General features: G+C 45.3%; 23 protein-coding genes. 20 read left to right on the top strand and 3 right to left on the bottom strand.

All coding sequences use genetic code 11. The annotated features are described in order from the left end of the window. Nucleotides 1–58 precede the first annotated feature (58 nt). The 6 genes from ACHZES_RS17920 to ACHZES_RS17945 all read left to right on the top strand — a co-directional run bounded on the left by ACHZES_RS17920 (nt 59) and on the right by ACHZES_RS17945 (nt 7756). Nucleotides 59–1249, top strand: coding sequence for an ABC transporter substrate-binding protein (locus ACHZES_RS17920; RefSeq protein WP_038277730.1), 1191 nt, complete (start codon nt 59–61; stop codon nt 1247–1249). A gap of 134 nt (nt 1250–1383) precedes the next feature. Beyond that, a complete protein-coding gene (locus ACHZES_RS17925) occupies nt 1384–3096 on the top strand; it encodes an ABC transporter permease (protein ID WP_395549085.1) in 1713 nt (570 codons plus the stop codon). Nucleotides 3097–3115: 19 nt separating this feature from the next. Next, complete coding sequence (locus tag ACHZES_RS17930; protein WP_154525585.1) at nt 3116–4192, top strand: ABC transporter ATP-binding protein; 1077 nt, start codon at nt 3116–3118, stop codon at nt 4190–4192. Nucleotides 4193–4242: 50 nt separating this feature from the next. Beyond that, nucleotides 4243–5271 carry an ABC transporter substrate-binding protein gene (locus ACHZES_RS17935; RefSeq protein ID WP_395549084.1) on the top strand — a complete coding sequence of 343 codons (1029 nt, stop codon included), beginning with the start codon at nt 4243–4245 and terminating at the stop codon, nt 5269–5271. 14 nt (nt 5272–5285) lie between these two features. Continuing rightward, nucleotides 5286–6980: a sensor histidine kinase gene (locus ACHZES_RS17940; protein ID WP_395549083.1), complete on the top strand. Its 1695-nt coding sequence runs from the start codon at nt 5286–5288 to the stop codon at nt 6978–6980. Beyond that, nucleotides 6980–7756, top strand: a complete 777-nt coding sequence (locus ACHZES_RS17945) for a response regulator (protein WP_038277738.1) — start codon at nt 6980–6982, stop codon at nt 7754–7756. The genes ACHZES_RS17940 and ACHZES_RS17945 overlap by 1 nt, the downstream gene beginning before the upstream one ends. A gap of 49 nt (nt 7757–7805) precedes the next feature. On the opposite strand, the gene ACHZES_RS17950 is transcribed toward ACHZES_RS17945, so the two are convergent. Further along, entirely contained in the window at nt 7806–8477 is a 672-nt protein-coding gene (locus tag ACHZES_RS17950) for a YjjG family noncanonical pyrimidine nucleotidase (protein WP_154525579.1), read from the bottom strand. 4 nt (nt 8478–8481) lie between these two features. Next, nucleotides 8482–9120, bottom strand: coding sequence for a hypothetical protein (locus ACHZES_RS17955; RefSeq protein WP_395549082.1), 639 nt, complete (start codon nt 9118–9120; stop codon nt 8482–8484). Nucleotides 9121–9207: 87 nt separating this feature from the next. Between ACHZES_RS17955 and ACHZES_RS17960 the strand changes: the two genes are divergently transcribed. The 7 genes from ACHZES_RS17960 to ACHZES_RS17990 all read left to right on the top strand — a co-directional run bounded on the left by ACHZES_RS17960 (nt 9208) and on the right by ACHZES_RS17990 (nt 16674). Then, a complete protein-coding gene (locus ACHZES_RS17960; protein ID WP_154525575.1) occupies nt 9208–9834 on the top strand; it encodes a cyclic nucleotide-binding domain-containing protein in 627 nt (208 codons plus the stop codon). A 165-nt stretch (nt 9835–9999) separates the two neighbouring features. Continuing rightward, on the top strand, nt 10000–10785 hold the full coding sequence (locus ACHZES_RS17965) for a M48 family metallopeptidase (RefSeq protein ID WP_395549081.1): 786 nt from the start codon (nt 10000–10002) through the stop codon (nt 10783–10785). After that, nucleotides 10757–11827 (top strand): MCP four helix bundle domain-containing protein, encoded by a 1071-nt coding sequence (locus tag ACHZES_RS17970; protein WP_395549080.1) that lies wholly within the window; start codon nt 10757–10759, stop codon nt 11825–11827. Before ACHZES_RS17965 ends, ACHZES_RS17970 begins: the two co-directional genes overlap by 29 nt. Beyond that, complete coding sequence (recJ, locus tag ACHZES_RS17975; RefSeq protein WP_395549079.1) at nt 11787–13511, top strand: single-stranded-DNA-specific exonuclease RecJ; 1725 nt, start codon at nt 11787–11789, stop codon at nt 13509–13511. Before ACHZES_RS17970 ends, recJ begins: the two co-directional genes overlap by 41 nt. Nucleotides 13512–13615: 104 nt before the next feature. Further along, nucleotides 13616–14863 carry a serine hydroxymethyltransferase gene (glyA, locus tag ACHZES_RS17980; protein ID WP_038277745.1) on the top strand — a complete coding sequence of 416 codons (1248 nt, stop codon included), beginning with the start codon at nt 13616–13618 and terminating at the stop codon, nt 14861–14863. A gap of 210 nt (nt 14864–15073) precedes the next feature. Continuing rightward, a complete protein-coding gene (motA, locus tag ACHZES_RS17985; RefSeq protein WP_395549078.1) occupies nt 15074–15877 on the top strand; it encodes a flagellar motor stator protein MotA in 804 nt (267 codons plus the stop codon). An 11-nt stretch (nt 15878–15888) separates the two neighbouring features. Beyond that, on the top strand, nt 15889–16674 hold the full coding sequence (locus ACHZES_RS17990) for a flagellar motor protein MotB (RefSeq protein WP_038277747.1): 786 nt from the start codon (nt 15889–15891) through the stop codon (nt 16672–16674). A gap of 89 nt (nt 16675–16763) precedes the next feature. Here ACHZES_RS17990 and ACHZES_RS17995 read toward each other — a convergent pair whose 3' ends face one another. Then, nucleotides 16764–16934 carry a DUF1540 domain-containing protein gene (locus ACHZES_RS17995; protein WP_084719464.1) on the bottom strand — a complete coding sequence of 57 codons (171 nt, stop codon included), beginning with the start codon at nt 16932–16934 and terminating at the stop codon, nt 16764–16766. Nucleotides 16935–17138: 204 nt separating this feature from the next. Between ACHZES_RS17995 and ACHZES_RS18000 the strand changes: the two genes are divergently transcribed. The 7 genes from ACHZES_RS18000 to ACHZES_RS18030 all read left to right on the top strand — a co-directional run bounded on the left by ACHZES_RS18000 (nt 17139) and on the right by ACHZES_RS18030 (nt 26488). Further along, nucleotides 17139–18515: a uracil-xanthine permease family protein gene (locus ACHZES_RS18000; protein ID WP_395549077.1), complete on the top strand. Its 1377-nt coding sequence runs from the start codon at nt 17139–17141 to the stop codon at nt 18513–18515. Between the two features lie 118 nt (nt 18516–18633). Next, nucleotides 18634–19536, top strand: coding sequence for an SDR family oxidoreductase (locus ACHZES_RS18005; protein WP_395549076.1), 903 nt, complete (start codon nt 18634–18636; stop codon nt 19534–19536). A gap of 192 nt (nt 19537–19728) precedes the next feature. Then, entirely contained in the window at nt 19729–20505 is a 777-nt protein-coding gene (locus ACHZES_RS18010) for an FAD binding domain-containing protein (protein WP_395549075.1), read from the top strand. Continuing rightward, on the top strand, nt 20506–20970 hold the full coding sequence (locus ACHZES_RS18015; RefSeq protein ID WP_038277751.1) for a (2Fe-2S)-binding protein: 465 nt from the start codon (nt 20506–20508) through the stop codon (nt 20968–20970). 1 nt (nt 20971) lies between these two features. Next, nucleotides 20972–23245, top strand: coding sequence for a xanthine dehydrogenase family protein molybdopterin-binding subunit (locus tag ACHZES_RS18020; protein WP_395549097.1), 2274 nt, complete (start codon nt 20972–20974; stop codon nt 23243–23245). A 193-nt stretch (nt 23246–23438) separates the two neighbouring features. Further along, complete coding sequence (locus ACHZES_RS18025) at nt 23439–24143, top strand: ABC transporter ATP-binding protein (RefSeq protein ID WP_395549074.1); 705 nt, start codon at nt 23439–23441, stop codon at nt 24141–24143. Beyond that, on the top strand, nt 24143–26488 hold the full coding sequence (locus tag ACHZES_RS18030; RefSeq protein WP_395549073.1) for an ABC transporter permease: 2346 nt from the start codon (nt 24143–24145) through the stop codon (nt 26486–26488). Before ACHZES_RS18025 ends, ACHZES_RS18030 begins: the two co-directional genes overlap by 1 nt.

Raw genomic sequence — 26488 nt, forward strand, 5'->3', positions numbered from 1 at the left:
CTGCTTCGGGATATTTCTGTTATTATAAAGTAACAGAAAAAAAGGAGGGATATCTATTATGAAAAAAAGAACGGCATTTTTGCTGGCGCTTACAGCGGCTCTCAGTCTGACCGCATGTGGTTCCAAACAGGAGGCGGCGGCTACAAAGGCAGAGTCTGCAGCGGAGGCGCAGACGACAGCTGCCGAGACAACGGCTGCTGCGGGGGAAGAGAAAAAGGAATCAGGGGAAGATGGGGATTTATCTGAACTGATTAAGGCAGCCCAGGCAGAAGGGGAATTAACTGTATATGGTTCCTGCGAAGAGGAGCATTTGGCTGCGGTATGCCAGTATTTTGAAAAGACTTACGGCATCAAGACAAAGTTCCAAAGACTTTCAACCTCAGAGGTTTATACCAAGGTTTCTGAGGAGGGAGGAAAGCCTTCTGCTGATGTTTGGTTTGGCGGAACGACTGACCCCTATAACGAAGCGGTTGCAGCAGGAATTTTAATGCCTTATGATGCGATGAATGCCAAGAATCTTATAGGAGACCAGTATAAGGATCCTACAAATAGCTGGTATGGTATTTATAAGGGAATTCTGGGCTTCATGGTGAACACAGAAGAATTAAAGAGACTTGGTTTAGAGGCTCCTAAAACTTGGGATGATTTAACGAAAGAAGAGTATAAGGGACTTATCATGCTTTCCAACCCCAATACAGCAGGCACCGCGAAACTGGTTATCAATACCATGGTACAGATGAAGGGCCATGATGCCGCCATGGAATATTTTAAAAAGCTGGACAAGAACATTGCACAGTATACAAAATCAGGTTCCGGCCCATCTAAGATGGTTGGACCTGGAGAATGTGTCATTGGAGTCGGTTTCCTTCATGACGGAATTTACCAGATCCTTCAGGGATATGACAACATTCAGCTGATTGTTCCTGAGGACGGAACCTCCTTTGAGGTAGGAGCAACTGCGATCTTTAAGGGTGCTACCCATCCAAATGCAGCGAAGCTGTGGATCGAGTATGCCCTGTCACCAGAGTGTGTTGATCTTGCTAAGGAAAACGGCGCTTATCAGTTCCTGGTTTTAAAGAACGCAACACAGCCGGAAGAGGCTGTACGCTTTGGCCTGGATATGAATAATACCATTGATTATGATTTTGAAGATGCAAAAGAAAACAGTGCGAAATATGTGGAAGATTTCTTTGAAGCCTTGGGAAGCTCTGCAGACAAGGCAGATGCTGACCGTTTCCTGACACAGTAAGGAGACAGGAGGCAGGAAATAAACGTCCGGCTGTATGAAGGAACATGCTGCGTAATGCGTAAAAGGCCATTACGCAGCATTTTTTCATCATTGGAGTTAGGACTCCTGCCTGGAATGACGAAAGGAGGAGTATTATGGCCAGCTTGCAGAGTAACCGGCTGGAGCGCAAAAAATTCTTTTCTGACCCGATTTTGGTCAGCATGATTGCAGTTTTACTTATTTTTCTTGCGCTGTTTATTCTTTATCCCCTGTTTATGCTGTTGATAGACAGTTTTTATGCGGAGGGTTCTGTTACATTTGATGTGTTTCGGAGGGTTTTAAATCTGGAACGGTTCCAGAATGCTTTTAAAAATACACTGGTTCTTGGATTTATCACGGGGACCGCTTCTACGGCCATCGGTTTGCTGTTTGCTTATGTCGAGGTATATGTGAAGCTGAAAACTAAGGTTTTGGAGAAGCTCTTCGGGCTTGTTTCCATGCTTCCTGTGGTATCCCCACCATTTGTTCTGTCTTTGTCCATGATCATGCTTTTTGGAAGGAGCGGCCTGATCAGCAGGTCCCTGCTTCACATATATGATTCTAATGTCTATGGGCTTAAGGGAATTGCCATTGTCCAGACTCTGACCTTTTTTCCGGTATGCTACTTAATGCTAAAAGGGCTTTTAAAAAATATAGATCCTTCTCTTGAGGAGGCCACCAGGGATATGGGGGCCACCAGGTGGAAGGTGTTTTCCAGTGTTACGTTTCCACTTTTGCTACCGGGACTTGGCAATGCGTTTCTGGTGACCTTTATTGAATCTGTGGCGGATTTTGCCAATCCCATGCTGATCGGCGGGTCTTATGATACTTTGGCTACCACCATTTACTTACAGGTGACAGGTGCTTATGACTCCACGGGTGCGGCAGCCATGTCAGTTGTTCTGCTGTCCCTGACGGTTGTGTTGTTCCTGATACAGAAGTATTATCTGGAAAAGAAAACTGCAGCTACTTTGACGGGAAAGGCTTCCCGCATGAGAATGCTTATTGAGGATAAGAGTGTGACTGTCCCTTTGACTTGCTTCTGCGGCATTGTAGCGGCTTTTGTCCTGCTGATGTACATCATGGTTCCCTTTGGCGCACTGTTTACTCTCTGGGGAAGGGACTACAGCTTAAGCCTCAAGTGGTTTCAATATATGTTTAAAACCAGTGGAATCAAGGCATTTAAGGACTCCTTCGTGCTGTCCTTAATCGCTGCGCCTCTCACGGCATTTCTTTCCATGGTCATTTCTTATCTTGTGGTTAAGAAGCGGTTTAAGGCAAAGGGCTTTATTGAATTTGTTTCCATGCTGGCCATGGCTGTTCCGGGAACGGTTCTTGGTATTGGATATATCCGGGGGTACGCAAACGGATTGTTCCGTTCCGGATTTATGAGCGGCCTTTATGGGACAGGGCTTATTCTGATCATTGTATTTATCGTCCGGAGCCTTCCCACCGGTACCAGAAGCGGGATATCTGCCCTGCGCCAGATTGATAAGTCCATAGAGGAATCTGCTTATGACATGGGAGCCAATTCTGCCAGGGTGTTTATGTCCGTGACCCTTCCTCTTATTAAGGATTCTTTTTTCAGCGGTCTGGTAACCGCCTTTGTTCGCAGCATTACCGCTATTTCCGCCATTATCCTGCTGGTGACGCCAGATTTTCTGTTAATCACCTGCCAGATCAATGAACAGGCGGAAAAGGGAAATTACGGTGTGGCCTGTGCTTATGCAACCGTATTGATTCTCATTACTTATGGTGCGGTTCTCATCATGAATGCTATGATGAAGTTCTTCGGTGTCAGCAGAGTCGTGAAGGAAGTCCAGGATTAAGTTTAAGGAGGAATATAACATGGAAAAACAGAAAAAAGGCGTTCGGTTGGAACGCATTTCAAAGATATACATGGATCCAAAGACAGGTAAAGAGTTTTATGCAGTAAAGGACACCTCTCTGGATATTGAGCCGGGAACCTTTGTTACCCTGTTGGGTCCGTCAGGCTGCGGCAAGACGACTACCCTTCGTATGATTGCGGGCTTTGAAAGCCCGGATGAAGGGGAAATTTATCTGGGAGGAGAGGCAATCAACCATTTGACTCCCAATAAAAGGGATACGGCCATGGTGTTCCAGAGCTATGCCCTTCTGCCTCATTATAACGTGTTTGACAACGTGGCCTATGGTCTTAAGATCCGGAAGGTTCCAAAGGATGAGATCAGGGAACGGGTCATGAATATATTAAAGCTGGTGGAAATGGAAGGGATGGAGACCCGTATGACAAACCAGCTTTCCGGCGGACAGCAGCAGCGTGTGGCATTAGCCAGAGCCCTGGTCATTGAACCGGGAGTCCTGCTTTTTGACGAGCCTTTAAGCAACTTAGATGCAAAGCTGAGGGTGACTATGAGAACTGAGATCCGAAAGATTCAGCAGAAAGTCGGAATTACGGCGATCTATGTAACCCACGACCAGTCAGAAGCCATGAGTATTTCCGATAAGATCATCATTATGAGCAAAGGTAAGGTGGAGCAGATTGGAAGCCCCAGAGAGATCTATTATCATCCCGCTTCTAAATTTGTAGCTGATTTTATTGGAGAAGCCAACTTCTTAAAGGCAAAGGTTTTGTCGGAAGAAGGAGAAAAGGCAATGATCTCGGTGGCAGGTAAGGAGTTCCAGGTAAACAATTTTGCGGGTGCCCATACCGGAGAAGAGGCGACTTTGGTGATCAGGCCGGAGGGAGCGATCCTGGCTGAGCAGGGGATTTTAGAGGGACTGGTCACTTTATCCACCTTCATGGGGTCTTATCAGTACTATCAGATCATGGTGGGCGATATGGAAATCCAGATTACGGATTATAATCCGGTCAACCGGAGAATTTATGAAGTGGGTGAAAAAGCTTATCTGGATTTTGATCCAAAGGGTGTTTACATCCTGTAGCACTGTGTTAGAATAATAATAATAAGTTTGAAGGGCAGGAAACAGGGACGATGAAAAGCTGGACCTTACGTGCTGCGGCTCTATTGTGCATAGTCTGTCTGGCAGGCTGCGACCGCAGTTCCCGGATGGTGCCCGCAGAGTTTCACAAGGATGAGGAACTGGTTGTGTACTGTCCTCATCCGCTGGAATTTATTAATCCCATTGTTTCGGAATTCGAGGAACAGACAGGGATTAAGGTGGAGGTATGCACGGGAGGGACGGGAGAACTGCTAAACATGGTGGAGGACAGGAAGGAACCCAGATGCGATATTTTCTGGGGTGGCTCCCTGTCTACCACTATGGCCAAAAGCGAGCTATTTGAGCCTTATATCAGTAAAAATGAATCCATGATCCAGGAAGATTACATGAATAAGGAAGGAAACATGACCCGGTTTACCGATGTTCCAAGCCTTCTCATGGTGAACATCAATCTGGTCGGAGATATTTCCATAGAAGGATATGAGGACCTTCTAAAACCTGAGCTTTTCGGAAAGATTGCCATGTGTGATCCTGCCACCTCATCCTCTGCGTTTGAGCATCTGATCAATATGCTTTACGCCATGGGAGGAGGAGAACCGGAGGCTGGCTGGGATTATGTGGAAGCTTTTTGTAAAAACTTGGATGGAAAGCTTCTTCAAAGCTCCTCCGAGGTATATCAGGGAGTGGCCGAGGGACGTTATACGGTAGGGCTTACCTTTGAAGAGGGGGCAGCTCACTACATAGCTTCCGGATATCCGGTCAGTGTGGTGTATATGAAAGAGGGAGTCATTTCCAAACCGGATGTAGTATGTATCATCAAGGGTTCCGGCCATATGGGATCAGCTGAGCAATTTGTTGATTTTGTGACGGGTAAGGATGCCCAGACAGTTATTTCTGAAAGTCTTGGAAGGCGTTCCGTAAGGACGGATGTAAATGAACCGGAGTATCTGCTGGATAAACAGGCGATCCATATCATTTATGATGAGGAAGGCGTGGTAAAGGAGAACAAGATGGAATGGCTGAGACACTTTTCAGAGGTTTTTCAAAGCACCCTGAATTAGAATAGGGAGGGAGCATGAAAAAGGGACGATATTTCAAAGATGAGCTGCGCCGCCTGATCATGGGATATGCCATCATTCCGGCAGTAGGTTTTACCCTGATCTGTACCTTGGTCTTTCTTGCGGTCCTGCTCTATGGGAAAAAAAGCGGGAATGAGTCCCACAATGCTTTCGTGGCGGAGGAACTGGAAAAAGTTCTTACAGGGTATGAGGAGAAGCTTGATGAGCTTTCGGATTCTGACCTGCTTTTTGACAGGGATTCCGGCGCAGCCGGACGGATGACCGTGTTTGAGCAATTTTACGCGATGTCCGACCAGTTGGGATATAAGGCTGATCTGTATGTTTTTGACGGTGAGAAGCGGGTGCTGTTATCCACTAGAAAGGATATCCCGGATTACTTATCAGACAGGGAGGACCTCCGCTGGGGATTGTTTGGAGCCATGGATGAGAATCCGGGGGAGACCAGAGTTCGCTTAATGGAAGCCTGGAAAAGTCCTGACCGGGATATTGCCATGGGCATGGCAGTGATACGGGGAGATAAAAAGGCGGGATACTTAATCTTTACCATTAACAGCAGCCAGTTTAAGCCGGCGCTTGACCGGTCAGAAAGCCAAACCATCATTGCAGACCGGTTTGGCTGGGTTTATTTAAGCAGCAATAATTATCTGGTGAGCAGCAGCAGCCAGGTGTTAAAGGTGCTTGAGACGGCAGGCAGGTATCTGCCTTATGAAAAAAAGATGTTTCTCATATCTGTTCATCGGGCATACCATAACATGTTTTTTATCTATTCTGTTACGGATATCCAGAATATCGTGTTTTCCCTGGGGCTTAGCAGCGCTCTCATCATAACGGCTCTTGTATTGATGACCATATGGGTACTGATCAGTACAAAGAAGGTGACGGAACGGAAGACCAGGGACTTTTACCTCCTCCTTCATGTCATGGAAAAGGCTAGAGATGGGAATTTAGACGCTTCCATCGAGATAGAAAGTGAAAATGAATTCCGGATCATAGCCGATGCCTACCGGGAAACCATTGCCAGCTTAAAGCTGCAGATGGAGAATAACAGAAAGATGACGGAGCTGGTGGCTGCTTCTCAGAATAAGCAGCTGGAATCCCAGTTTAATCCGCATTTCTTGTTTAATACTCTGGAAAATATCCGGTATATGTGCATTATACAGCCGGAGACAGCCGGGAAGATGGTGTTCAGTCTGTCTAACCTGCTGCGTTACAGTCTGGATGGCAGCAGGACGGAGGTTACCCTGGAGGAGGATTTAGAGCACCTGGAGAATTATTTAACGATCTTAAAATACCGGTTTAACCGACGGTTTTCCTATGTGATTGACGTGGAAGAAGAGGTACTGTCCTGCCGGATCCCCAGGCTGGTACTGCAGCCCATGATCGAAAATTCAGTCAAATACGGGTTTGGAAACCAGGAAAATTTAAGGGTGGAGCTTAAGGCCTATATTCACGAAGACCGGCTGATCATGATCTGCAGGGATGACGGGATAGGAATGACTCCAGGGGTTTTAAGTGACATTCAGGCTCTATTGGAGCAGGAAGAAAACAACAAACGGCATTCCGGGCTTTATAACATTCACAGACGGTGCAGGATCCTTTACGGAAGGCCTTATGGAGTGGAGATACGCAGTGCAGAAGGGCTTGGCACAACGCTGGTAGTGACCCTTCCGGCACAAAGGGAGGAATTATAATGTTACGGGTGATGATAGCGGAAGATGAGGATATTATCCGCAAGGGGCTTATTTATACCATGGATTGGATGGGTATGGACTGCGTAGTGGTGGCGGAGGCGGCAAATGGACAGGAGGGGCTTTCAAAGATTCTTGAGAATAAGCCTGACGTAGTTCTTGCAGACATCTGCATGCCGTTTATGGACGGGATTGAGATGATAAAGGAAGCCTCTAAGAGCGTGAAGTTTAAAAGCATACTTCTGACAAGCTATGCGGAATTTGAATATGCAAGAAGGGCCATATCCGCCGGGGTCAGTGAGTACTTACTAAAGCCGGTGGATGAAGAGAAGCTCGCAGTCCTTATGAAAAGGCTGGGTGAGGAAATTGCGAACAGCCGCCAGGTGGAGTATGTAATGGAACAGGCGGAATCAGACGCAGGGATCATGAATCTGGAATACTATATGCAGCTGGACCTTTCTGAAAATAAATATGTTTCAAAAGCGATCCAGGAGATTAAGTCAGGGTATGGGGATAAGCTGAGCGTGGAATCCATATCGGATATGCTGGGGGTCAGCGCCAGCTATTTAAGCCGGAAATTCAAAGAGGTGACCGGGCAGACCTTTTTGGACTTCTTAAATAAATACCGGATTTCCCAGGCCATTGTTCTGTTAAATACCGGACAATACCGGATCGGTGAGGTTTCTGATGCAACTGGGTTTACGGATTATAAGCATTTTTGTGCGGTATTTAAGAAGTACACCTTGAAATCACCGTCTAAGTTCATGAAAGGGATATAACAGAAAGCCCGGCAGCAAAAGCGGCCGGGCTATGATTGAATCGATAAGGTTAAAAATTTAACAATTCGGTAATATCATGAATGGTATGAGTTGCGGCTGTTTGCATGGGCTCCAGGGAGCGGATAAAAAGACAGGAATCAATGCCGGCATTGACTGCACCCTGTATGTCAGAGGATATGCTGTCACCTACCATGATGGTCTTTTCCTTTTCAAAGTTTGGGATATGATTAAAACAGTGCTGGAAAAAATAAAGGGATGGTTTTTCATATCCCACTTTTTCTGATATGAACATCCCTTCGAAAAGATGGAAGATACCGGCGTTTTTAAGACGCTGGATCTGGGTGGAATAAACGCCGTTTGATGCGGTGTATAATTGTTTCCCCATCTGTTTCAGCTGGATTAAGGCTTCCTTTGCGCCAGGGATTAAATCGGAGTTGTTTCCAAGATGCCCGCGGTAACGCCCTTCTGCCTCTTCTCCGTTAATTTCCATGTCATAAAGACGGAAAAATTCATGAAAGCGGGTATTAAGCAATTCTTCTCTTCCTATCTTTTCCTGCTCTAGTAAGTCCCATAAATGCCGGTTCATCTTTTTGTATTGAGACAGCATTTCGTCATGAAATTCCAAATCGTAGGATTGGATCATCTTTATAAAGCTCTGCTCCTCAGCAGCGTCAAAATCCAACAGGGTATTGTCAATATCCAGTAAAAATATCTGATACATGTATTTATTCCTCCATCGTTAAATGTTTTTTGAAAAATTCATAACAGATCCCCAGCAGCGGAGCCAGGAGAAGAATGCTGATAACGGTTCCTTCTCTTATTTGCAGAGGGGTATGAGATAACAAGGTCAGGCTTAAAGTGATGATTAAGAATATCACATCAAAGCTCATACGGACAGCGGTGAACTTCTTTTTATACGCTTCACTAATGATAAGGCACATGCTTTCCAGAGGAAATTTTACAATTCCGATTGCAAGGACGGCTCCCAGGCTGATGGAAGCGATTATAATACCGATTAAATAAAGTATGATTCTGTAAAAATAACTTTCCACGGTAAAAAGAGAAAGTAATTGATACAGAAACAGGTTGATGATATATCCGTTTGCAATGGTTGCAATAATCTGTATCCCATCCTTATAATTTAAACGGGTACGTCTTAATAGTAAATAAGAAATGAAGAACAGCGTATTAATCCCATTGAGTATGGTGCCAACCTTCATTTGAATGGTGTAAGATAATGTTACTGCCAATGCGTTTAAGACGCTTTGCCCGATAGCTGCCTTTAGCTGCAGCGATATTCCAAAGCCAAAGAATACAAAGGACATAATGGTTACGATCAGGTCGTTTCTTTTTTTTCTGCTCATTGTTTTCACCTCGGGATTATGATACCATAAATGTAGAACTCTGACTATGAGAATTATCATATGGGTAATAAAGATTGAAGGAAAAATATGGAAAAATACAATATAAATGAAATACCGGACATCCTAGTGTCTGTCGGGGAGGAAAGGCATTTTCCTGCGGGGATGAATATCTTTCATGTAGATGAGAGAATCACCCATTGCTATCTTATTCTTTCAGGAATGGTGAAAATCTATATTGATCATGAAAACGGACGCCGGTCCATTCTTGATTTTGTGGGAAAGGGTGACTGGCTGGGAGAACTTTCCTTATTCCGCCAGGAAGATTATATCAAAGAAAATAAAGTGATAGAAGATGTGGTCTGTCTGGAGTTTGAACTGGACCGGTTAAAACAGATCTGCAAAGAGAAGGCAGAAGTATCCTTTTATTTTGCGTCTTCTATTTCCAATAAGCTGATGGTTAGGAGCTACCGGTTGAGTGAATACTTAAATTATTCACTGGAAAAGAGGCTCGCTTCCTTTATTCTTAAATATCAGCAGAATGGGAAATACACCATACCTCATACGGATGTTTCGGAGTATATGAATATCAGCTACCGCCATGTACTTTTTGTCATGAAGAAATTTTGTGATGACGGAATTCTTAAAAAGGATAAGGGGTACCGGATCATGGATTATGAAAGACTGGAAGAAATCTCTAACGGTTTTGTAGCATGAGGAAGAAGGGGGATATGTAGGAAGACAGTAATAAGGGAACCTGCCTGCCGGGTTCTCTATTTTGTATTTCAGGCCTTAAGATATGTATTGTTTCTTTTTCATTTATTCGCTATAATTGGGGATACGGGTTTAAGCATAGGAAAGAGAAAAGAGGAAGAAAAAAGGTTGGGAATCAGATATAAGGAAGCAGAAGGTCCTGATAGCAGAGGGGATACAGGTATGATTCCCTTTGATGATGGAAGCATATGCTCTTACAGGATCATAAAGTCAGACAGGCGTACCATGGCCTTGCAGATTACGAAAGCGGGAGAGGTTTTTGTCAGGCTTCCAAGGCGCCTTCCCTTTCGGGCAGGGCATGAACTGGCACAGAAGAACAAAGACTGGATCTTTGCACAGGTGGAAAAGATACGAAGAGCGTCAGAGAGGAAGAATGCTTTTCATTGGACGGAAGGATCATCTGTGCTTCTATACGGAAACAACCGGCTCCTGCATATAAAGCCCGACAATAAGAAAAAGGCTTTTTGTGTACAGGATACAAAAGAGGGGCTGGTGGTCTCCGGACCGGTGGCGTCCTATGAGGAGGAAGCACTGGAATCAGCTGTTAAAGAGGCGGTGAAGCTTTGGTACAGACGGGAAGCCAGAGGATATCTGGAGGCTAAAGCATCCAGTTGGTCTGCAGTGATGAATGTGGGTTATGGGAAAATTGCTATAAGGGATCAGGCGACCCGGTGGGGAAGCTGCAGCGCCAGGGGGAATCTGAATTTTAACTGGAGGCTTGTGCTTCTTCCGGAAGAACTGGCCGATTATGTAGTAGTGCACGAACTGGCACACCGCATTCAAATGAACCATTCCCGGGCATTTTGGGAGATTGTAGAAAAAGAATTACCGGATTACCGGTTAAGGAGGAGAGAACTAAAGCGCTATGAAGGTGAAATTTATCAGAGATATTAAAATCAAGACAAAGCTCCTGCTATTAGGTGGAATTAGTATATTGGGACTGATTTTTATGGGAACAGAATCCGTAATAACAGCCAGGCAGATCAACGAAGCAAGTACTGAAATTTCCCAGTCATGGGTACCGGCCATCATCATTGCCGAGGAACTGAACACCAGGACATCAGACTATCGCATTAAGGAATATAACCACGTCATCACTGGTGACAGCAGGGATATGGACCGGCTGGAGAGTGAAATGACTCAGATCCGGGAAGATATCACCCGCGGATTTACGGATTATGAGCTTTATATCACCAATGAATCTGACAGGAAGCTTATGGAAGAGGCGGAAGGGGAATGGAATAAGTATTTGGAGTACAGCGACCGTCTGCTTGTCATAAGCCGCCAAAACCATACTCAGGAAGCTTTTGATATGATCATAGGGGATTCCAGACAATTATTTGATGATGCCAGCGACGGGCTTTTAAAGGTCGCGGATTTTAATCGCAAAGGGGCCGAAGCGGCCAGCATTCAAGGGGATAATCTTTATGATCAGCTTGCGAAAGTAAAAATCATTACGATCTGCTTAATCGGCGGGATCATTTCCCTCCTGGTGATTTATATAATAATTGCCATTGATAAGCCGGTGAAGGCTCTTGTAGAAGGGACCAGAAGGGTTGCAAACGGAGACTTAGAGGTATATCTTCCCTACCGTTCCAAAGACGAGATCGGAATTTTGACCAATTCCGTCAACCAACTGATTAAGCGGCTTAAAAACATCATTGATGATGAGAAATATCTGTTCCGGGAGATCGGAAGTGAGAATTTTGAAGTGAAATCGACTTGTGAGCATGCATACCGCGGTGATTTTGCACCCATCCTCTATTCCATTACCAGCTTAATGAGCCGGCTTGATGCGGCGAAAAAGCGAAAGGAAAGCGGAACAGAAGACTTGATAGCTGAAAATGAAAAGGAAGAATTGGCCAAAAGAGCCGTTTGCAGGGAGATAACGAAACATGGCAGAAGAAAAATGGATGCTACAGACAAAAAGGGCTGATTTTGAAGAAATGGCAAGATGCCACCACATTACCCCGGTGACTGCAAGAATCATTAGAAACCGGGATGTGATGGGGCAGGAAGCGGTGGAGAAATACTTAAACGGCGGGTTAAAGGATCTATATAGCCCTCACCTTCTTAAGGATATGGACCGGACTGTGGCGATCCTTAGGGAAAAGAAAGAGCAGTTAAAGCCTATAAGGATCGTAGGGGATTATGATATTGACGGAGTCTGCTCCACTTATCTTTTGTACCAGGCTCTGTCCCAGGTGGGTGCTGTAGTGGACTATGAGATCCCGGACCGGTTGAAGGATGGTTATGGAATCAATGAATCCATTATCCGGGCTGCTGCTGCGGATGGCATTGATACCATACTCACCTGTGACAACGGAATCGCTGCGGTGGAGCAGATAAAGCTTGCTAAGGAGCTGGGACTTACGGTTCTTATCACTGACCACCATGATATTATGAAGGAGAATGGCAGGGAAATTCTGCCTCCGGCAGATGCGGTGGTAAACCCGAAACAGGAGGAATGCCAATATCCATTTCCTGATATTTGCGGAGGAATGGTGGCCTATAAGCTTGTTCAGGCTCTTTATGAGGCATTTCATGTGCCTATGGAGAAATGGCTGGAGATGGTGGAGTTCGCCGCCATTGCAACCGTGGGCGATGTGATGAAGCTTCAGGATGAGAACCGGATCATTGTTAAGGAAGGACTGAACCGGATCGGAAAGACAAAGAGCCTGGGGCTCTTAAAGCTTATTGAGAGGAACGATCTTGACAAGGATCAGATAAGCGCCTATCAGATCGGTTTTGTAATCGGCCCATGCTTAAATGCAGGAGGCCGCCTTCAGACAGCCAAGCTGGCCTTATCCCTTCTTCTTAGCCGGGAGGAGGAAGAAGCGGATCAAATGGCTCTGGAATTAAAAGCGTTAAATGACCAGCGCAAGGACATGACGAAACAGGGAACCAGCGAGGCAGTGGAACAGGTGGAAGCCCTTTATAGAGAGGATAAAGTTCTGGTGGTATATCTGCCGGAGTGCCATGAATCCCTGGCAGGGATCATTGCCGGACGGCTGAGGGAATATTTCCAGAAACCCGCGTTTGTCCTGACGGATGGGGAAGAGAGCGTCAAAGGCTCCGGTCGTTCCATTGAAACTTACCATATGTTTGACGCTTTGGTAGAGGTAAAAGAACTGCTGCTTAAATTCGGCGGTCATCCGATGGCAGCCGGCTTATCCCTTCCCAAAGAGAATGTGGATAAATTCAGGAAATGTTTAAATGAACAGGCAAGGCTGACGTATGAGGATTTCATACGAAAGGTATGGATCGATGTTCCCATGCCTCTGGAGTACATAAATGAGCCATTAATCGAAGAGTTGGAGCTCTTAGAGCCATTTGGCCAGGGCAATGAAAAGCCTTTGTTTGCCCAGAAGGGGCTTAATATCCGAAGTGTTCGTGTTTTAGGGAAAAACAGAAATGCCGTGAAGTTTTCACTTGCCACGGATCAGGGGACGCCAATGGATGCCATGATGTTCGCTGACGGAGATTCCTTTTTGGAAGAGCTGGGAGACAGCCGGGTACTGGATGTAATCTATTATCCTGCGGTAAATGAATATAACGGGAATAAGAACCTGCAAATTGTAATAAGGAATTATAAGATTCCAAAGAGTCTTGCAAAATGATTCACTATGAATTAAACTTGTGACAGGAAGTGCAGCATTCAGTCGCAGTTCTAATACAAAACTGCGGTGATTAAATAAACATAAGGAAAGGCGAGGAAGTGGACATGGTAAATGAAGTAATGAAGTTTATCACCGGCTATGACAAGGAAGTGGGAGAAGCCATTGAAAAGGAGTGCGCAAGACAGAGAAGAAATCTGGAATTGATCGCATCGGAAAATATTGTTTCAGAACCGGTTATGATGGCAATGGGTACTGTGCTTACCAACAAGTATGCAGAAGGTTATCCAGGAAAGCGTTATTATGGCGGCTGCGAGGATGTGGATATTGTTGAGACCATTGCCATAGAGCGTGCGAAAGAAATATTTGGCTGTGATTATGCCAACGTCCAGCCTCATTCCGGGGCTCAGGCCAACATGGCGGTTTTTCTTGCCATGCTTCAGCCAGGGGATACGGTTATGGGTATGGACTTAAACCATGGCGGTCATTTAACCCATGGAAGCCCCGTTAACTTTTCCGGCTTGTATTTTAATATTATCCCATACGGAGTAAATGATGAGGGATATCTTGATTATGATGAGATGGAAAGGCTTGCCATCTTGCACAAACCCAAATTAATTGTTGCAGGTGCCAGTGCCTATGGAAGAGCCATTGATTTTAAGAGATTCCGGGAGGCAGCTGACAAGGCGGGGGCTTATCTTATGGTAGATATGGCACACATTGCAGGTCTTGTTGCTGCAGGAGTTCATGAAAGTCCTATCCCTTATGCGGATGTTGTGACTACGACCACTCATAAGACTCTTCGGGGGCCGAGAGGCGGAATGATTTTAGCAAATCAGGAAGCTGCGGATAAATTTAACTTCAATAAGGCTATTTTCCCCGGAACTCAGGGAGGGCCTCTGGAGCATGTGATCGCCGGTAAAGCCGTCTGCTTTGGTGAAGCTTTAAAGCCCGAGTTTAAGACCTATCAGGAGCAGGTGGTGAAAAACGCCAAGGCCCTGGCTGCTGCCTTGATCAAGCAGGGCTTTAACATTCTGACAGGCGGTACGGATAATCATCTGATGTTAATTGACTTAAGAGGGCTTGAGGTAACCGGTAAGGAACTGCAGAACCGCTGTGATGAGGTTTATATTACCCTGAACAAAAATGCAGTGCCAAACGATCCAAGAAGTCCATTCGTAACTTCCGGTGTCCGCGTGGGAACTCCGGCTATTACCTCAAGAGGTTTAAAGGAAGAAGATATGGAAAAAATCGCAGAGTGCATCTGGTTGGCTGCTACTGATTTTGAAAATAAAGCTGATTACATTCGTGATGAAGTAACAAAGATCTGCGAGAAATATCCGCTGTATGAATAAAAGAATATAAAAAAGAGGCTGCGATGAGAGAGGTCACATCGGATTTTGTGCAAGAAATGGATTATTATGCTCAGTATCTGATAAGAACTTTTTCATGGCAGCCTTTTTTATTTTTAACAATTATTTAATACTCCATCAGTAACAAATATATTATACTATAACGGGTTGAGCGCATTGCTCAACCAATATGGATCATACAAAGGAGAAACTATGGAAATAACCACCATCTTAGGAGTTATAGTCGGCGTTATCGCCGTTGTCGGCGCTATGATTTTTAAGCACATTAATTTTTCAGTCCTCATTAACCCAGCTGCCTTTTTTGTTATTATTGTCGGCACTGTTGCTACAATTTTGAATTCTTTTCCCAGCCAGAATATTAAATCCATCGGTTCGCTGTTTCGAGTCCTTTTTACTAAACAAAAAAGATCCTCTGAAGCAGAAATGATTGAATTAATGTATGAACTATCCAAACAAGCCCGCTCAGAGGGCCTTTTATCTCTGGAGGTTAAAGCAGAAGAACTACAAGACCCTTTTTTAAAAAAAGGAATTCGTTTGCTTGTTGACGGTGCTGGAGAAGAACTGATCGAGGAGATTTTGGAAACGGAAATCGCTGCAATGGAAAAAAGACATGAAATCAATGCCAGTATTTTTTCATCAGCAGGTACCTATGCTCCTACCCTGGGTGTTTTGGGCGCAGTATTCGGTTTGATTGCAGCGATGTCATCAATCAACGATACGGAACGAATGGCAGAAGCAATTGCTGCGGCATTTATTGCAACGATTCTCGGTATTTTCACCGGCTATGTTCTATGGAACCCATTCGCCAAAAAGCTTAAAGTAAAAAGCCAGCAGGAAGTCATGGCAAAAGAAATTATTATAAAAGGTGTATTATCCATGCATAATGGGGATTCCCCCTTTATACTTAGAGAAAAGTTACTTGCTGCCCTTCCGAAATCCATGCAGAAAAAAATAACTGAGCAGGACCATGCATCGGATCAGGGCAAAAAGGGATAAGGTGATCACGTATGTCAAAAAAAAGAGAGCATGTACACCAGGAAGAAGAAGCCGGCGAAGCATGGCTGTTGCCATATTCAGATCTAATGACCCTACTGCTGGCAGTTTTTATTGTACTATTTGCTGTCAGTAAGATCGATGCCGAAAAAGCGCAGCAGATTTCCGAACAGTTTTCAGGAACAATGATGAATAAAGGCTATGAAACCGGGGTATCATCGGGAGCTGGTTCAAACGGAAACGGTGCACAGACAGGCGGTCCGTTAAATATTGAGACACAAAGCGAGCTGGAGAGTTTTATGGGAGAGTATGAACTCAGAAAGCTGGAAAATTTAAAAGCCGAACTAGATACAAAACTACATAATCAAGGCATGGATCAGTCCGTATCAACTATGATTGATATGCGCGGCCTTGTAATCAGGCTTAATAATGCCATATTCTTTGATTCAGGAAGTGCGGAGATTAAAAAACAAAGCGAGGATACTTTAGTTGAAGTAGCAGGTCTACTGAATACGATTGATAATTATATACGTGTTGAGGGGCATACCGACAACGTTCCGATTAGACGAAGTAACTATCCTTCGAACTGGGAATTATCTACAGCGAGAGCGGTCAATGTTGTAAAGCTTTTTATTGATAAATGTAATTTTTCGCCGGATAAGCTAATCGCTGTCGGCTATGGAGAATTTAAACCTGTGGCAGACAATGCGACAGCTGAGGGGAGAGCAAAAAACAGGCGTATTGATGTGATTGTCCTAAGTTCAAAATACGACAATCTGGAAGAACAGCTTGTGAAGTGAGAATGAAATTTACCCAATGTAAGATTATATAAAAAAACTGCGCGGCTATATGCCGCGCAGTTTTTTTAGGAGGAAATTAAATTATGCTGTTATGCCTGGTTCTTGAAAGATTCGCAGTCAGTGCATTCTTTTTTAGTGGGATTTTGTTCATGTGTTCCCACTTTAATTTTCTCCAGTGTGCAATAATCTTCGCTTTTTGCATGATAAGCGCAATTATCGATGGAGCATTGGATACATTCGTTTTTTCCGTTTACTAACATGGGTAAACCTCCTTATTGATTATTACATCTATATTGTTGTCAAAATTAACGGAATTATTTTGGCAATTTTTTCTTAAACGGAGTGTGTTATATTTTTGTTAAACAAAAAGTTTTTTAGTTGACCAAAAAAATAATTTGTGTTAATCTTTTTTTCGTCAAAACAGTACAAAATTCGACTGTTTACTAATTATGGAGGTGTAGTATATGGATAATTCAAAGCAATACAATCTGATTTACCAGCTAGATGGCAGGCCACCATTAAAAGTTGCGGTTCCTTTAGGTCTTCAGCATGTTATGGCAATGTTCGTTGGAAACCTGGCCCCAATCTTTATCCTTACCGGTGCTATGAGCACACAGGATGCACCTTTTCCTCCGGAATTACGGATCATGATGATTCAGTGCGCCATGTTCGTATCTGGGCTTGCCACCCTTCTTCAGCTTTATCCACTGAAGCTGGGAATCATCCAGGTGGGAGCACGCCTTCCCATCGTTATGGGAACTGCTTTTGCTTTCGTTCCGACTATGCAGGGGCTAGGGGCAAAGCTGTTGGCGGAACAGATCGCTCCGGTTGAGGCCATGGGCTACGTATTGGGCGGTGTAATCGCAGGAAGCTTGATCGAACTGATCATGGGTATTTTCTTAAAACCGCTGAAAAGATTTTTCCCGCCGCTAGTAATCGGCTCGGTTCTCATTACCATTGGTATCAAACTGCTTACGACTGGCGCTACATACTTTGTAGGAGGTGCAGGCGCAAAGGATATCGGCGCAGGAAAGTACTGGCTTGTTGGCGGCATCGTGCTTTTAGTCATTGTTCTGCTTAACCGTTTTGCGACCGGCATGTTGAAAGCGACTGCTATTTTAATCGGTATCATCGTCGGCTACATTGTAGCTGCCCTTATGGGAATGGTTAACTTTGGAACTGTTTCCAGTGCAGCATGGTTCAGCGTTCCAATGCCATTTATGATTAAGCCTCTGTTCCGTTCCGATATCGTTTTCCCCTTCTTTGCGGTATACGTGGTTGCAGGTCTTGAGACCATGGGGAATGCAAATGGTATCACGATTTCCGCTTTTGGACGTGAAGCCACTGCGGAAGAGATTTCCGGCGGAATTATATCTGATGCTGTCAGCTGTGCATTTGCAGGCATCTTCAATGTTCTTCCAAACACGGCTTTCGGCCAGAATGTGGGTATCATTGCAATGACTAAGGTTATTAACCGGTTCTGTATCGCTATCGGCGCCATAGTTCTGATACTTGCAGGCTTGTTCCCTAAAATCGGTGCGATTTTCAATGCTATGCCTAACTGCGTTATGGGTGGTGCGGTAATTACTGTTTTCGCCATGATTTTCTTAAATGGTGTAAAGATGGTATTAAAAGAAGGTTTAGATGACAAAAACAGCCTGATCCTTGCCATTACTCTTGGCCTTGGTTTTGGTGTGGGGAGTTTAAGCGATTCAGTGAAGGAAAACTTCCCCGCAGTACTCCGCTTTATCTTTGCGGAGCCAGTTGCTGCAGTCTGTATCGTCAGTGTTCTGGCGTGTATCTTTTTAAGACCGGAAGCTTCCAAAGCAACAAAGAAGTAAACTGCATTTAAGCAATTATCATAGATAGAAAAACCCCGTTCGGATGAGATCCGGTCGGGGTTTTTCTTGGAGCCGGGAAGGAGATATGGTATACTGTAAAAAAAGGGGAGGGAAAAGAATGAAGAAAAAAATAATGGTCACAGGTTCTGAGGGTTTCCTTGGAGGAAGAATTGCCGCATATTATGAAAAGGATTATGATGTGATCCGGGTGGGACATAAGAGCCTGGACATCACGGATGAAAAAGCGGTGGTTGAATATATAAAGGATAAAAGCCCTGACGCAGTAATCCATTGCGCTGCAATATCAAACACCAGGGTATGCGAGGAAAATCCTGCACTTTCTGAGGCAGTTAACCGGAGAGGATCCGTCAACATTGCCAAAGCATGCAGGGAGATTGGCAGCAGGCTGCTATTTATGAGCTCGGATCAGATTTATGGGGGCAGCAGGCAAATGGCACCGAATAAGGAATCTGATATAATCCCTCTTATCAATGTTTATGGGGCTCACAAAAAGCAGGCAGAGGATGAGATTCTGGAGATTTTACCAGAGGGGATCTGCCTTCGCCTCACATGGCTGTATGATTTCCCGGTCAGAGGCCTTAAAAGCAACTCAAACCTCCTGGTCAACTTATTAAGATCCATGGTACAGAACCGCCCTATTAAGCTTTCGGTTTCCGATTACCGCGGCATTACCTGGGTACAGGAAGTGGTGAAAAATATGGAGCCTGCCATGGACCTGCCTGGCGGAGTTTATAATTTTGGCAGTGAAAGTACCCTTTCCGCTTATGAAATAGGAAGCAGAGTCTTTCAAATGCTTGATAAAAACGGTAACAGGGGGAACTTTGTGAGCCCGAATGAAACAGTGGACGGGAACAATCCCAGAAACTTAACCATGGATATGGGAAAGCTTAAGGCCTATGGGATCAGTTTTTCTGAAACAGTAACGGGATTTTCAAAATGCCTTGAGGCAAATCCTGAATATGTTTGTGCCTTAATTGGAGAATCTATTGTCGAAATTTGACGAATTTAATAAAAAAACCTTAAAGCCATTGTCAAAACCGGAAGGAGTATGATATACTCTTTTCGGTTTTTCTAATATATAATATGATAATTATAAGTCATACTAATTAATGAAGCGGTGTTTTACTGATAGATAAGGGAAAAACGGATAGCAGACAACGATGAGAGCTTGGGAGCCAGGAGGACAGTTCCAATGATTCGATTTAAAAATTATGTAAAAGCAGAAAACCTGGAGGAGGCCTTTGCACTGAATCAGAAGAAGAGCAGTGTAATAGGCGGAGGCATGATGTGGCTGAAGGTACAGAGCCGGGTGAAAATGACACTGGTGGATTTATCCGGGCTTGGGCTTGATGGGATTGAAGAAAAGGAAGATGAGTTTTCCATAGGTGCCATGTGTACCCTGCGCCAGCTGGAAACCCATGAAGGGCTGAACGCATGCTTTAACGGTGTTTTTAAAGAGTGCACCCGTTCCATTGTTGGAGTTCAGTTCCGAAACGGAGCAACCGTAGGTGGAAGCGTATTCGGCAGGTTTGGATTTTCTGATATCATCACCTGTCTTTTGGCCCTTGATACCTATGTGGAGCTGTACAAGGGAGGCCTGGTTCCTTTGGAAGAATTTTGCCGGATGAAGAGTAACAGAGATATTCTGGTCCGTATCCATATAAAAAAGGATGGAAGAAGAGCAGTTTATGCTTCCCAGCGTATGTCGAAAACAGATTTTCCTGTAATTGCCTGCTGTGCGGCCCAAAAAGCCGGAAAACTCTATATCTCGGTGGGAGCAAGGCCAGCAAAGGCGGAGCTGGTTGTGCTTGAAGAAAACCAGGATTGTCTTAAAGAAGAACTTGCCAAAAGAGCATCGGAACGCTTCACCTATGGTACCAATATGAGGGGAAGCGGTGCTTATCGGAAGAATTTGGCTGAAATATATATAAAAAGGCTTTTAGAAGCGCTGGAACAGGAGGAACGGTAAATGGAGATCGAATTTACACTGAATGGAAAAATGACGTATGAGGAAATCGCAGATGATACCACTTTATTCCATCTCCTTAGAAGAAAGGGCTGCTACAGCGTAAAATGCGGATGCGAAACGGAAAACTGTGGACTTTGCACGGTGTTGGTCAATGGAAAATCAAGGCTATCCTGCTCATTTTTAGCTGCAAGGGCTAATGGCTGTGATGTGGTGACCTTAGAAGGCGTGGAAAAGGAAGCGAAACTGTTTGGATCCTATCTGGCGGCAGAAGGTGCGGAGCAGTGCGGTTTCTGCAGTCCGGGACTTATTATGAATGTGCTGGCAATGGAAAGAGAAGAAATCCTTGATGATGAGGGGATAAAAGAATATCTGGCCGGGAATTTATGCCGGTGCAGCGGCTATATGGGACAGCTTCGGGCCATAAAGAACTATTTAAGCAGAGGAGAAAAAAGGGATGAATTATAAAATGCGTACGGTAAATACTTCTGTGGTAAAGAAGGATGCCATGGCCCTGGTAACCGGAAAGCCTGTGTATACCGATGATCTGGCTCCCGGAGACTGTCTCATTGTTAAGGTCCTAAGAAGTCCTCATGCCCATGCGCTGATCAAGGAAATCCATAAGGAAAAGGCGGAAAAGGTGGCTGGAATTGCCTGTATCCTGACCTATCAGGATGTTCCTCAGAAGAGATTCACCATGGCGGGACAGTCCTACCCGGAACCAAGTCCCTATGACAGGCTGATTTTGGACCAGAGAATGCGTTTTGTGGGAGATGCGGCGGCCATTGTAGCCGGTGAGACGGAAGATGCGGTGGACCATGCCCTGCGGCTTTTAAAGGTGGAATATGAGGTTTTGGAACCGGTATTGGACTTTAAGCAGGCAAAGGATCATCCGGTGTTAATCCATCCGGAGGAGGACTGGCTGAGTCTCTGTCCGGTAGGTGCGGATAATAAAAGAAATTTATGTGCTGCCGGCAGGGAAGAGCAAGGTAACGTAGATGAAGTATTAAAGCAGTGTGATTATGTGGTGGAACAGGTTTACCATACAAAGGCGAATCAGCAGGCAATGATGGAGACCTTCCGGGCCTATTCTTATCTGGATGCTTATGGGCGTCTTAATATGGTGGCCTCCACACAGGTCACCTTTCATGTGAGAAGAATCCTGGCTCATGCACTGGATATTCCCAAATCACGGATCCGTGTGATCAAGCCGCGGATCGGTGGCGGCTTCGGGGCAAAGCAGACGGTGGTGGCAGAGGTATATCCGGCAATCGTGACGATGAAGACCGGCAGGCCGGCCAAGATGATCTACAGCCGCTATGAGTCTCAGATCGCTTCTTCTCCCCGTCATGAGATGGAAGTTCATGTGAGAGTGGGAGCGGATAAGAACGGAATCCTTCAGGCAATCGATGTGTATACTCTGTCAAATACAGGAGCTTACGGGGAACACGGCCCTACTACGGTAGGCTTATCCGGTCATAAGACGATACCACTTTACCGGACAGCCAAAGCCTTCCGGTTTGCATATGATGTAGTTTATACAAACTGCATGTCTTCAGGGGCTTACAGGGGTTACGGGGCTACCCAGGGAATCTTTGCGGTGGAATCTGCGGTAAATGAGCTGGCGGAAAAGATCGGAATGGATTCTGTAAAATTAAGGGAATTAAACATGGTAAAAGAAGGCGACATCATGCCTGCCTATTATGGGGAAACTCTAAATAGCTGTGCCCTGGACCGGTGTATGGCCCGTGCTAAGGAGATGATCCGCTGGGATGAGAAGTATCCCAGAGTTGACATGGGAAATGGAAAGGTGCGAGGCGTAGGTGTAGCTATGTCTATGCAGGGCTCCGGCATTTCCGGCCTGGATGTGGCGTCCGTGGAGCTGCGCCTGAATGATGACGGTTTTTATACACTTATGATCGGCGCTTCCGACATGGGAACAGGTTGTGATACGACCCTGGCTCAGGTTGCGGCTGATTGCCTGGAATGTGATTTAGATGAGATCGTGGTTCATGGAACGGATACGGATGTATCCCCTTATGATTCAGGTTCCTATGCTTCCAGTACCATGTACTTAACTGGAATGGCTGTGGTAAAGGCCAGTGAAGAAATGCGGGAAAAGATCTTAAAAAAAGGTGCCCAGTATCTTAACTGTCCGGAGGATTCCCTGGAATTTGACGGAAAGCGGGTCTACCAGCCATCGGGAGAGCTGGAAATATCCTTAAAAGATATAGGAAACAAAGTTATGTGCTTTAATGAAGACATGCTCACTGCCGGTGCCTGTCATACCTCTCCGGTATCTCCGCCACCTTTTATGGTGGGAATGGCTGAAGTTGAAGTGGATAAGGAGACCGGTGAGGTAGAGCTTTTGGATTATGTGGCGGTTGTGGACTGCGGAACAACCATTAATCCCAATATGGCCAGGATCCAGACTGAGGGCGGAATCGCTCAGGGTATTGGTATGGCCATGTATGAAGAGATTACCTATTCCTCCAAGGGGCAGATGCTGCAGAATTCCTTCATGCAGTACAAGCTTCCAACCAGGCAGGATGTGGGTAATATCCGGGTGGAATTTGAAAGCAGTTATGAGCCTACCGGGCCTTTTGGGGCTAAATCCATTGGTGAGATCGTGATCAATACACCGTCTCCTGCTATAGCAGATGCAGTAGCCAATGCAGTAGGAGTGAGAGTAAGAGAATTGCCTGTTACAGCTGAAAAAGTGTATTGGGGAATGAATCGGTAATAGTTGGCTTGAAGGAAGAAGAATAAAAAAGAGCGCTGGATGCTTGGATTCCGGCGCTCTTTTTTGATTCCATTTTTTCTGGACATATCGATCAAGTCTGTTGATAAAAACAATCATGTTGTGATATAAACAGATGATTGCATTGATAATGGCAAGGGTGTATGATTGGGAAAGAGAAAGGAGGGAGGGATCTATGGAAGCTTTGATAAGGGCGGAAAAGATCTGCAAGGATTATGATGCAGGTGAGGTCAAGGTCCAGGCGTTAAAGCATGTGTCGTTTGAGATTCTCCGTGGGGAATTTATCGTGATTCTGGGGCCGAGTGGGTCTGGGAAAAGCACCCTTTTAAATATATTAGGAGGGATAGAAACGGTTACCAGCGGAGCTGTTTATTATGATGGTACGCCACTCTCCTGGGGAGATTTAAAGAGCCTTACGGCCTATCGCCGTGCCCATGCCGGGTTTATTTTTCAGTTTTATAATTTGATGCCGGGACTGACTGCCCTGGAGAATGTGCAGTTGGCGGCAGAACTTTCTAAAGAACCTCTGGATCCGGAAACGCTGCTTGGGCAGGTGGGACTTTTAGACAGGGCAAATCATTTTCCAAGCAGGCTGTCAGGAGGGCAGCAGCAGAGGGTTGCCATTGCCAGGGCCTTGTGCAAGAATCCAGATATCCTTCTCTGTGATGAGCCCACGGGGGCATTGGACAGCAGCACAGGAAGCCAGATATTAAAGCTGCTGTCAGAGTTTAACAGACAGTATGAAAAGACGGTTCTTCTGATCACCCATAATGAAAATATTGCGGGGATTGCTGACCGGGTTTTTTATTTTAAGGATGGCTGTCTGGAAAGGATTCGTGTCAATGAAAGACCCTTAAAGCCGGAGGAGGTGGTCTGGTAGTGAAAAGCTTCCGCAAGAATGTAGTCCGGTGCGCCAGGCAAAATCCAGGGTCTTTTATGGGGGCGGTTTTCATCATTGCCATCGGTATCTTTGTTTATGTGGCTATGATGGACACATTGAGAAACTTAGGAGACCAGGTGCAGCGTTACTATGACAGCAGTGCCATAGCAGACGTATTCGCCCAGGTCTCAGGAATCTCTGAAGTAGAACTGGAACGGTTAAAGGAGATTCCGGGAATTGAAGAGGTCTCTGGGAAAATGGCCGTTGATGTAAGGCTGTTTGCCCCTTCCCAGACAGAAATCGTAACAGTGCATCTGTTGTCTTATGATTCCTCAGATTCTTTAAACAAACTGATGTTAAACGGGACGGGGACGAGAAAAGACAGCATTTATCTGGGGAACCGTATGGCTGGATTATATGGATACGGAAACGGAATACCTCTCACCCTCATGATTAATGGAAAAAGCGTGCGATGCGAGCTGGCCGGAACCTGTTACGGGCCGGAATATATATACGCCATTCCTCCCGGTGGAGCGATGATCCCCGATGGGGAGATTTATGACATTGCCTGTATAGAAAAAAACAGGATGGAAGAATTAACTGGGAAAAAGGATTCCATGAATGAGCTTGGATTTCGGTTAGCAAAAGGTTATACCTATGAAGACGTGCGTTATCAGCTGATGGACCGTCTTTCCGGGTATGGTCTCATTTCTCTCACTTCCAAGGAAAAACAGGCCAGTTATAATATGGTAAAGGGAGAGATCAATGAGCTGTATTCCATGGGAACGGTGCTTCCCATCCTGTTTATGTCGATTTCTGTGTTCATGCTTTATGTAGTATTAAAAAAGATGATAGACAGGGATCAAAGTCTGATTGGCACTATGAAATCCTTTGGAATGCGAGATGGGGAATTAATCTTGGCATACCTTTATCAGGGGGCTGAGGTGGGGGTTTTAGGTGCTCTGGCCGGAAGTGTTCTGGCGGTTCCTTTTGGCCGGTATATGTTTCTCATGTATGTGGACTTTTTTAATCTGCCTGACACGGTTTATCACAGCTATATGAATACAAGGGTAAGCGGAATGGGGATCGCAGTGGGAACCGGGCTCCTGGCGGTTTATTTAGGGGTCAGGGGAATCTTAAAGATCACTCCGGCTCAGGCCATGAGGGCAAAAACTCCAGCTTCTGCAGGGAATTTAAGGCTTCCCCGTTTCTTGGCCTCCAGGCTTGGGGCCATGGAAAAAATGGGACTGCGCTCCGTGGTGAGGAACCCTTTTCGCGGCTTTCTAATTATTTTAGCCATAGCATTTCCTTTTTCCATGTCTTCCGTGCTTTTTTCCTTTAAAGGAGTAGCGGATCAGATGTATTTTGACCAGTTCAGCAAGGTGCAGACTTATGATATACAGATTTCCCTGGACCGCTATGTGTCAAGCATCCGCGGGAAATCGGCAGGGGAAGAAATCATAGGAGTGGAGAAAAGCGAAGCAGTCATCCAGAAGGCAGTGGAATTAAAACACGAAAACTTATCGGAATTTGCCATGATTTACGGGCTGAACCGTGAGTCCAGCATGTGGAGGATCATGGATCTCTACGGCCGATTTTATGATCCGCCGGAGGATGGGATTATCATAAACAGCCGGATTGCTGAAAAGCTCCATCTGGAGGAAGGGGATGTTATGGAAGTATCCGTTCCCGGCCTGACTGCGGAAGCGGTAAAGGTTCCGGTAAAAGCTGTCATAAAAGAGAGTCTTGGAGGAGGCTGCTATATTTCGGCAAAGGGTTTTTCCCGTTTTTTTGATTCCGTTCCAATGGCTGGAACCATACTTTTAAAGGTGGAACATGGCAAGCTTGACGCCGTCCGGGAGGCGCTTTTAAAAACCAGCCGGGTGACTTGGATGGTGGATACCGGGCGCATCACCCAGAGTTACCGGGATATGATGGGCAGCATGATGGCAATGATCCAGATGTTTTCCTTTATGGCTGTGGCGGCGGGAGGGATTCTTATTTATAATATTTCCATGATCAATATCAGAGAGCGGATCTCGGAGCTTGGAACGTTTATCATCATGGGAGGAACGGATAAGGAGATCGGAAGAATTCTCCTGTTTGAACAGGTGGTCTACTTCATTCTGGGAATTGTCTTAGGAGTGTTTGGGAGCCTTGGGGTAAAATATCTCATGGAGCATCTGGTCATATCGGATTCCTATACCATTGAACTGGCTATACGGCCATCCTGCTATGGGATAGCATTTCTTATCTGTCTTGCAATGGCAGGGGCTTCTTTGCTGGCCCAGACGCGGTTTGTAAGAAGGATAAGACTCACGGATATTTTAAAGGAAAGGGAGTAA

The organism is Lacrimispora sanguinis (assembly GCF_044987295.1).
In the GTDB taxonomy this organism is placed as follows: Bacteria; Bacillota; Clostridia; order Lachnospirales; family Lachnospiraceae; genus Lacrimispora; species Lacrimispora celerecrescens_B.

What these genes read in the sequence shown, in the direction of transcription:
- ACHZES_RS17920 (WP_038277730.1), top strand. Translation starts at nt 59, where the DNA reads ATGAAAAAAAGAACGGCATTTTTGCTGGCGCTTACAGCGGCTCTCAGT.
- ACHZES_RS17925 (WP_395549085.1), top strand. Translation starts at nt 1,384, where the DNA reads ATGGCCAGCTTGCAGAGTAACCGGCTGGAGCGCAAAAAATTCTTTTCT.
- ACHZES_RS17930 (WP_154525585.1), top strand. Translation starts at nt 3,116, where the DNA reads ATGGAAAAACAGAAAAAAGGCGTTCGGTTGGAACGCATTTCAAAGATA.
- ACHZES_RS17935 (WP_395549084.1), top strand. Translation starts at nt 4,243, where the DNA reads ATGAAAAGCTGGACCTTACGTGCTGCGGCTCTATTGTGCATAGTCTGT.
- ACHZES_RS17940 (WP_395549083.1), top strand. Translation starts at nt 5,286, where the DNA reads ATGAAAAAGGGACGATATTTCAAAGATGAGCTGCGCCGCCTGATCATG.
- ACHZES_RS17945 (WP_038277738.1), top strand. Translation starts at nt 6,980, where the DNA reads ATGTTACGGGTGATGATAGCGGAAGATGAGGATATTATCCGCAAGGGG.
- ACHZES_RS17950 (WP_154525579.1), bottom strand. Translation starts at nt 8,477, where the DNA reads ATGTATCAGATATTTTTACTGGATATTGACAATACCCTGTTGGATTTT.
- ACHZES_RS17955 (WP_395549082.1), bottom strand. Translation starts at nt 9,120, where the DNA reads ATGAGCAGAAAAAAAAGAAACGACCTGATCGTAACCATTATGTCCTTT.
- ACHZES_RS17960 (WP_154525575.1), top strand. Translation starts at nt 9,208, where the DNA reads ATGGAAAAATACAATATAAATGAAATACCGGACATCCTAGTGTCTGTC.
- ACHZES_RS17970 (WP_395549080.1), top strand. Translation starts at nt 10,757, where the DNA reads ATGAAGGTGAAATTTATCAGAGATATTAAAATCAAGACAAAGCTCCTG.
- recJ (WP_395549079.1), top strand. Translation starts at nt 11,787, where the DNA reads ATGGCAGAAGAAAAATGGATGCTACAGACAAAAAGGGCTGATTTTGAA.
- glyA (WP_038277745.1), top strand. Translation starts at nt 13,616, where the DNA reads ATGGTAAATGAAGTAATGAAGTTTATCACCGGCTATGACAAGGAAGTG.
- motA (WP_395549078.1), top strand. Translation starts at nt 15,074, where the DNA reads ATGGAAATAACCACCATCTTAGGAGTTATAGTCGGCGTTATCGCCGTT.
- ACHZES_RS17990 (WP_038277747.1), top strand. Translation starts at nt 15,889, where the DNA reads ATGTCAAAAAAAAGAGAGCATGTACACCAGGAAGAAGAAGCCGGCGAA.
- ACHZES_RS17995 (WP_084719464.1), bottom strand. Translation starts at nt 16,934, where the DNA reads ATGTTAGTAAACGGAAAAAACGAATGTATCCAATGCTCCATCGATAAT.
- ACHZES_RS18000 (WP_395549077.1), top strand. Translation starts at nt 17,139, where the DNA reads ATGGATAATTCAAAGCAATACAATCTGATTTACCAGCTAGATGGCAGG.
- ACHZES_RS18005 (WP_395549076.1), top strand. Translation starts at nt 18,634, where the DNA reads ATGAAGAAAAAAATAATGGTCACAGGTTCTGAGGGTTTCCTTGGAGGA.
- ACHZES_RS18010 (WP_395549075.1), top strand. Translation starts at nt 19,729, where the DNA reads ATGATTCGATTTAAAAATTATGTAAAAGCAGAAAACCTGGAGGAGGCC.
- ACHZES_RS18015 (WP_038277751.1), top strand. Translation starts at nt 20,506, where the DNA reads ATGGAGATCGAATTTACACTGAATGGAAAAATGACGTATGAGGAAATC.
- ACHZES_RS18020 (WP_395549097.1), top strand. Translation starts at nt 20,972, where the DNA reads ATGCGTACGGTAAATACTTCTGTGGTAAAGAAGGATGCCATGGCCCTG.
- ACHZES_RS18025 (WP_395549074.1), top strand. Translation starts at nt 23,439, where the DNA reads ATGGAAGCTTTGATAAGGGCGGAAAAGATCTGCAAGGATTATGATGCA.